Annotated in this window: 5 protein-coding genes; all 5 read right to left on the reverse strand. The window is 73.2% G+C overall.

The features are described 5' to 3' along the window. Positions 1 to 257: 257 nt before the first annotated feature. A complete protein-coding gene (locus tag BG452_RS28455) occupies positions 258 to 1,253 on the reverse strand; it encodes a 2-hydroxyacid dehydrogenase (RefSeq protein ID WP_188307217.1) in 996 nt (331 codons plus the stop codon). Positions 1,254 to 1,373: 120 nt separating this feature from the next. After that, positions 1,374 to 2,399, reverse strand: a complete 1,026-nt coding sequence (locus tag BG452_RS28460; protein WP_188307218.1) for a 6-phosphofructokinase — start codon at positions 2,397 to 2,399, stop codon at positions 1,374 to 1,376. Positions 2,400 to 2,803: 404 nt separating this feature from the next. Beyond that, positions 2,804 to 3,532, reverse strand: a complete 729-nt coding sequence (locus BG452_RS28465) for a type 1 glutamine amidotransferase (protein ID WP_188307219.1) — start codon at positions 3,530 to 3,532, stop codon at positions 2,804 to 2,806. Between the two features lie 46 nt (positions 3,533 to 3,578). Continuing rightward, positions 3,579 to 4,841, reverse strand: coding sequence for a MurT ligase domain-containing protein (locus BG452_RS28470; protein ID WP_188307220.1), 1,263 nt, complete (start codon positions 4,839 to 4,841; stop codon positions 3,579 to 3,581). A gap of 277 nt (positions 4,842 to 5,118) precedes the next feature. Beyond that, positions 5,119 to 5,686 (reverse strand): GNAT family N-acetyltransferase (locus BG452_RS28475; protein WP_188307221.1); only part of this gene is annotated, 568 nt, incomplete at its 5' end.

Here is a 5,686-nt window from a genome sequence, read left to right on the forward strand (position 1 = left end):
GGCGCCTTCGCCTACACCGCGGCCGTCACCACCGGCCACGACGCGCACCCCTTCCCGCCCTCCCCCTACGTCCACGCCTACAACGCGGACGGCAAGGAGATCTACAACCAGAAGACCCAGCCCAACGGCAAGGGCACCACCCGCCAGTAAGTCTCGACGGGGTGAGTACGACGGCTGCCGGCGCACGAGAGCGGGGCGGGGCCTCCTGACGGCTCGACGGCTCGATGGCTCGGGGAGGCTCGGGCTCCCCTCCCGGGTCAGGCCTCGGGGACGAGGGTGTTCTCGTTGGTGCGGCCGGCGGCGAAGTCGTCGATGTTGCGGGCGGTGGCGTCGATGATCTGGCCGACGGCGGTGTGGGTGAAGTAGGCCTGGTGGCTGGTGACCAGGACCTGGGGGAAAGTGACGAGCCGGGCGAGGACGTCGTCGGTGATGCCCTGGATGGAGCGGTCGGTGAAGAAGACGCCGGTCTCCTCCTCGTAGACGTCCAGGCCGACGCCGGAGAGGCGGCCCGCGCGCAGGGCCTCGACCAGGGCGGCGCTGTCGATGAGGCCGCCGCGGCTGGAGTTGATGAGGATGGCGTCGTGCTTCATCCGGGTCAGCGCGGCGGTGTCGATCAGGTGGCGGGTGCCCGGGACGAGGGGGACGTGCAGGCTCACCAGGTCGGCACGGGAGAGGAGTTCGGGCAGTTCGGTGTAGCGCATGCCGAGTTCGCGGCAGGCGGGGTTCTCGGCGAGGTCCCAGCCGAGCAGGTCGGTGCCGAAGCCGGCCGCGATCCGGGCGAAGCACGCGCCGATCTTGCCGGTGCCGATGACGCCGACCGTCATCCCGTGGACGTCCCGGCCGAGCAGCCCGTCCAGGCGGAAGTCGAACTCGCGGGTGCGCCCGGCGGCCCGGACGATCCGCCGGTTGACGGCCATCGCCAGCGCCCAGGCGTGTTCGGCGACGGCGTACGGACTGTAGTGAGCGACCCGCGCGATGGTGAGGCCGAGGTCGGCGGCGGCCGCCAGGTCGATGTTGTTGAAGCCGGTGGAGCGTTGGGCGATCAGCTTGGTGCCCCCGGCGGCGAGGACGGCGAGGGTCTCGGCGTCCAGGACGGCGTTGACGCTGCTGCTGACGGCCGGGTAGCCGGCGGCGAGCGGCGCGGTGTCGTGGTTGAGGAACACGTCCAGGCAGCGCAGCCCGTGCCGGCCCGCGAAGGCCTGTTCCAGCAGCGGCCGTTCGTCGACCTGCACTCCGTACGCCAGGATCTCCACGGGCCGTCCCTCCGGTCGCTCTCCTGCGGCCCACGCTAACGGGGCGGCGGCCGGAACGCCCGCCAGGTGTACGGGAGCCCCCGGCGGACGGCCGGGGGCTCGCGTACGGAAGGGCGATGGTCAGAGGACCGTCTCGGCCTCCTGGTAGCGCTCCTGCGGGACGGTCTTCAGCTCGGCGACGGCCTCGGCCAGCGGCACCAGGTTGATGTTGGTGCCCTGCAGCGCGGTGATGTGCCCGAAGGCGCCCTTGTGGACGGCCTCGACGGCGTGCCAGCCGAAGCGGGTGGCGAGCACCCGGTCGTAGGCGGTCGGGGTGCCGCCGCGCTGGGTGTGGCCGAGGATCACCGGGCGGGCCTCCTTGCCGAGGCGGTGCTCCAGCTCGCGGGAGAGCTGGGTGGCGATGCCGGTGAAGCGCTCGTGGCCGTAGATGTCCTTGGAGCCCTCCTCCCAGTGCATGCTGCCGGGCTCGGGCTTGGCACCCTCGGCGCAGACCACGATGGCGAACTTCTTCTGCCGGTCGAAGCGCTCGCGGACGACGGCGGTGAGCTTCTCGATGTGGAACGGGCGCTCCGGGACGACGATGGCGTGCGCGCCGGCGGCCATGCCCGCGTTCAGCGCGATCCAGCCGGTGTGCCGGCCCATGACCTCGACGACCATGACCCGCTGGTGGGACTCGGCGGTGGTCTTCAGCCGGTCCAGGGCCTCGGTGGCGACCGAGACGGCGGTGTCGAAGCCGAAGGTCACGTCGGTGGCGGCGATGTCGTTGTCGATGGTCTTCGGCACGCCGACGATCGGCAGGCCCGCGTCGCTCATCAGCTTGGCGGCCTTGAGGGTGCCCTCGCCGCCGATCGGGATCACCGCGTCCAGGCCGAGGTCGGAGCAGTACTTCTTGGCCCGTTCGACGCCGTCCCGCAGGTGGCTGGGCTGCACCCGGGAGGACCCGAGGATGGTGCCGCCCTGGGCCAGGATGCCGCTCACCGAGTCCAGGGTCAGGGGGCGGTGGTGCCCTTCCAGGAAACCGCGCCAACCGTCCTCGAACCCGATGATCTCGTCGCCGTGGTCGACCACCCCCCGGTGGACCACGGAACGGATCACCGCGTTCAGGCCGGGGCAGTCACCGCCGCTGGTCAGCACTCCGATACGCATTAGCTTTGCAACTCCCGAGCAGAACCGAGGAACGGCCGGACTACAGGCTGGGACGACGAGCCGTCACCGTGACGAGGCGCTCCCGCACCGGGATGGCGGGGAGGTGGCCGCGGGGTGAAGGAACCGGCCGATCCGGACAGAACATCCGAAACGGCCGCGAAGTCGAGCATACGGCCCCTGGTCCGGCCGGGCAGGAGCCGACGCGGGAGCGGCGCCGTCGGCGCCCCCGCGCGGAAATGCAGCCTGCTGCCGAGGAGGGTGTGCAGCCGGCAGCCCCATTGTCGTACGTCCGGGGCCGCCCGCGGGCCGGGTGACCGCATCGCGGGCACCCGGGCGGGGCGTCGGGCGTACTAGGGCTGGTCTCTTGGATCCGTGCGCCCGGCAAGGATCCAAGAGACCAGCCCTTAGGCGGGGCGCGTCGTGGCGGCGATGCGCTCGGCGCGCAGCGCGTCGTACCAGGTGGTGTCGGCCGGCGGCAGGGCGTTGACGTCCAGCGCCAGCTTGATCAGCAGGTCGGCCACGGCGGGGTTGCGGGCCAGCACCGGGCCGTGCAGGTAGGTGCCGAAGACGGTGTCCCGCCAAGCGCCCTCGGTGCCGTCGCCGGTGCCGTTGCCGCGGCCGGCCGTGACCGTCGCGAACGGCTGGACGCCCTGGCCGAGGTGGGTGACGCCCTGGTGGTTCTCGAAGCCGGTCAGCTGCGGCAGGCCGAGCCGCGGGTCCACGTCGGCGAGCACGTCGCCGACGCAGCGGGCGCCCTCGCCGCGGGTGGTCCAGACGTCCAGCAGGCCCAGGCCCGGCTCGCGCTCGCCGAGGTCGTTGACGAACTCGTGGCCCATGATCTGGAAGCCGGCGCAGACGCCGAAGATGATCGCGCCGTTCTCGGAGGCCCGCACCAGGCCGCTGTCGGCGCGCAGCCGCTCGGCGGCCAGGCGCTGCGGGCGGTCCTCGCCGCCGCCGATCAGGTAGATGTCCCCGCTGGTGGGGATCGCCTGGTCGGAGCGGACGTCGATCCGGGTCACGTTGAGATGGCGCTGGCGGGCCCGGCGCTCCACGACCAGGGCGTTGCCGCGGTCGCCGTAGGTGCTGAGCAGGTCGGGGTAGACCCAGACCACGCGCAGGCTGCTCTCACTCATCCTCGAAGGCCTTCCGTCACGAAAAGACTGGTGTGCGGGCGCGGCATCAGCCGGCCACGACCTTCCGCAGCTGCTGGAAGGCGGTGTAGTTGGCGATGGCCTCGATCCGGCCGGGCGGCGCCATCCGGACGGCCTGCTCCAGGGTGTCCACCACGTGGAACTGCAGCCCGGCGACCTCCAGGCGGACGGCCAGGTCCAGCTTGCGCTGGCCCATCACGAAGATCGGGTGCCCGGCGAGGCGCTCGTAGTCGACGTCCCACAGCCAGGAGGTGTCGGTGCCGTCGGCGTCGAGGGCGTTGACCGAGAGGATCACCGGGGCCGGCGGGCCGTCGATCAGCGAGAAGGTCTCCAGCCAGCCCGCCGGGTTCTTGGCGAGCAGCAGGCGGATGTCCCGGCCCTGGTACTGGACCACGTCGTAGCGGCCGGCCACGGCGCTCACCGAGCGCATCCGCTCCAGCGCGACCTGCGGGGAGACGCCGAACACGGCGGCGACGGCGGCCGAGCTGGTGGCGTTGGCCAGGTTGGCCCGGCCGGGCAGCTGCAGCTGGATCGGCCAGGCGCCGCGCTGCGGGTCGATCACGTGGGTGCCCTGGAGCGCCCAGTGCGGGTTGGGGCGCCGGAAGCCGCAGTCCTGGCAGAACCAGTCGTCGCCGGGGCGCTGCATCACGCCGCCGCACGCGGGGCAGGACCAGGCGTCCTCCTTCCAGGCCTGTCCGGCGGCCACCCAGACCACCTTCTTGCAGGAGGAGGCGGCCCAGGTCACCAGCGGGTCGTCGGCGTTGGCGATGACCACGGCCTCGGTGTCCTGCAGGCCCTCGCGCCACTTCTCCGCCATCATGCGGGTCTCGGCGGCGCGGTCGAGCTGGTCGCGGGAGAGGTTGAGCAGGGCGATCGCCTTGGGGCGGGTGTCGCGGGCGACCGTCGCCAGGTACTTCTCGTCGACCTCGATCACGCCGAAGCGGGCGTCGCTACCGCCGGCCAGGGCGGAGGTGATGCCGGCCGGCATGTTGGCGCCCAGGGCGTTGGAGACCACCGGGCCGGCGGCGCGCAGCGCCTCGGCGATCAGCCGGGTGGTGGTGGTCTTGCCGTTGGTGGCGCTGACCAGGACGACGTCGAGGTGGTCGGCGAGGGTGGCGAGCAGGTCGGGGTCGAGCCTGAGGGCGACCTTGCCGCCGATCACCGAGCCGCTTCCGCGACCGGCCTTACGGGACACGGCGGCGGCGACCTTGCCGGCCGTGACCGCGATCTTGGCGCGGGCCGGCAGCGAGGCGTCGCGTGCGCCTGTGGGCTCCGATTCGGTGCCTGCCATGCTCAGTGGTTCCTCCTTGCTGCGGCACCACCCGCTGGCCGGATAACGGGCCGTCGGGCGGCGGGGACGGGGCCAGCCTACCGACTCCGTCGCCCGACCGGACGATCCGGACCCCATGCCGCCTGCTGCGACGCTGCTACCGGGGGTACTGACGGCCCGTCAAGGAGGGCGGTGTACGGAGGGACCCTCGTTCCTTGCAGGACGCTCCGCCGCGGACCCGGGTTCCCGGGGGCGTCCGGTGAGGATGTGGTGAAGAACCGATCGGACGATCGGCGGATCAGCGGCCCGGGGCCGGCGCGGGGGCGGTGGCGGCCAGGGTGGCGGTGATCACCAGGGTGCCGTCCTCGGCGTGGAAGTCCAGCGGCGCCGCCAGCCGGCGCATCGCGGCGATCAGCCCGGCGTTGGCGGCCTGGGTCACCGCGTACACCGTGCCGATCCCGGCCGTCCGGGCCACCGCGGTCAGCCGCCGGAGCAGGGCCAGGCCCAGGCCGTGCCGCTGCCAGGCGTCCTCGACCAGCACGGCCAGCTCCGCCTCGTCCTCGTCCCACATCAGGTGCCCGAGGGCGACGACCCGCCCGTCGGGGGCGGACACCACCAGGCTTCGGCCGCGCCGGGGGTCCAGCAGGTGGTCCAGGTAGCGGTCGGCGTCGCGGACCGGCCCGTGGTAGCGCAGCCGCAGCGCCGCGGGGGAGCAGCGGCCGTGCATCGCCAGGGCCGCCGCCTTGTCGGCCGGGCCGGCGGGGCGCAGCAGCAGCTCCGTCCCGTCCGGCAGGGACAACCGGGACACCTGGGCCGGGGCGGCCGGGGCGGCCGGGGCGGCCGGGTGCGGCGCCGGGTGCGGCGCC

Source organism: Streptomyces sp. CBMA123, assembly GCF_014596465.1.
Taxonomy (GTDB): domain Bacteria; phylum Actinomycetota; class Actinomycetes; order Streptomycetales; family Streptomycetaceae; genus Kitasatospora.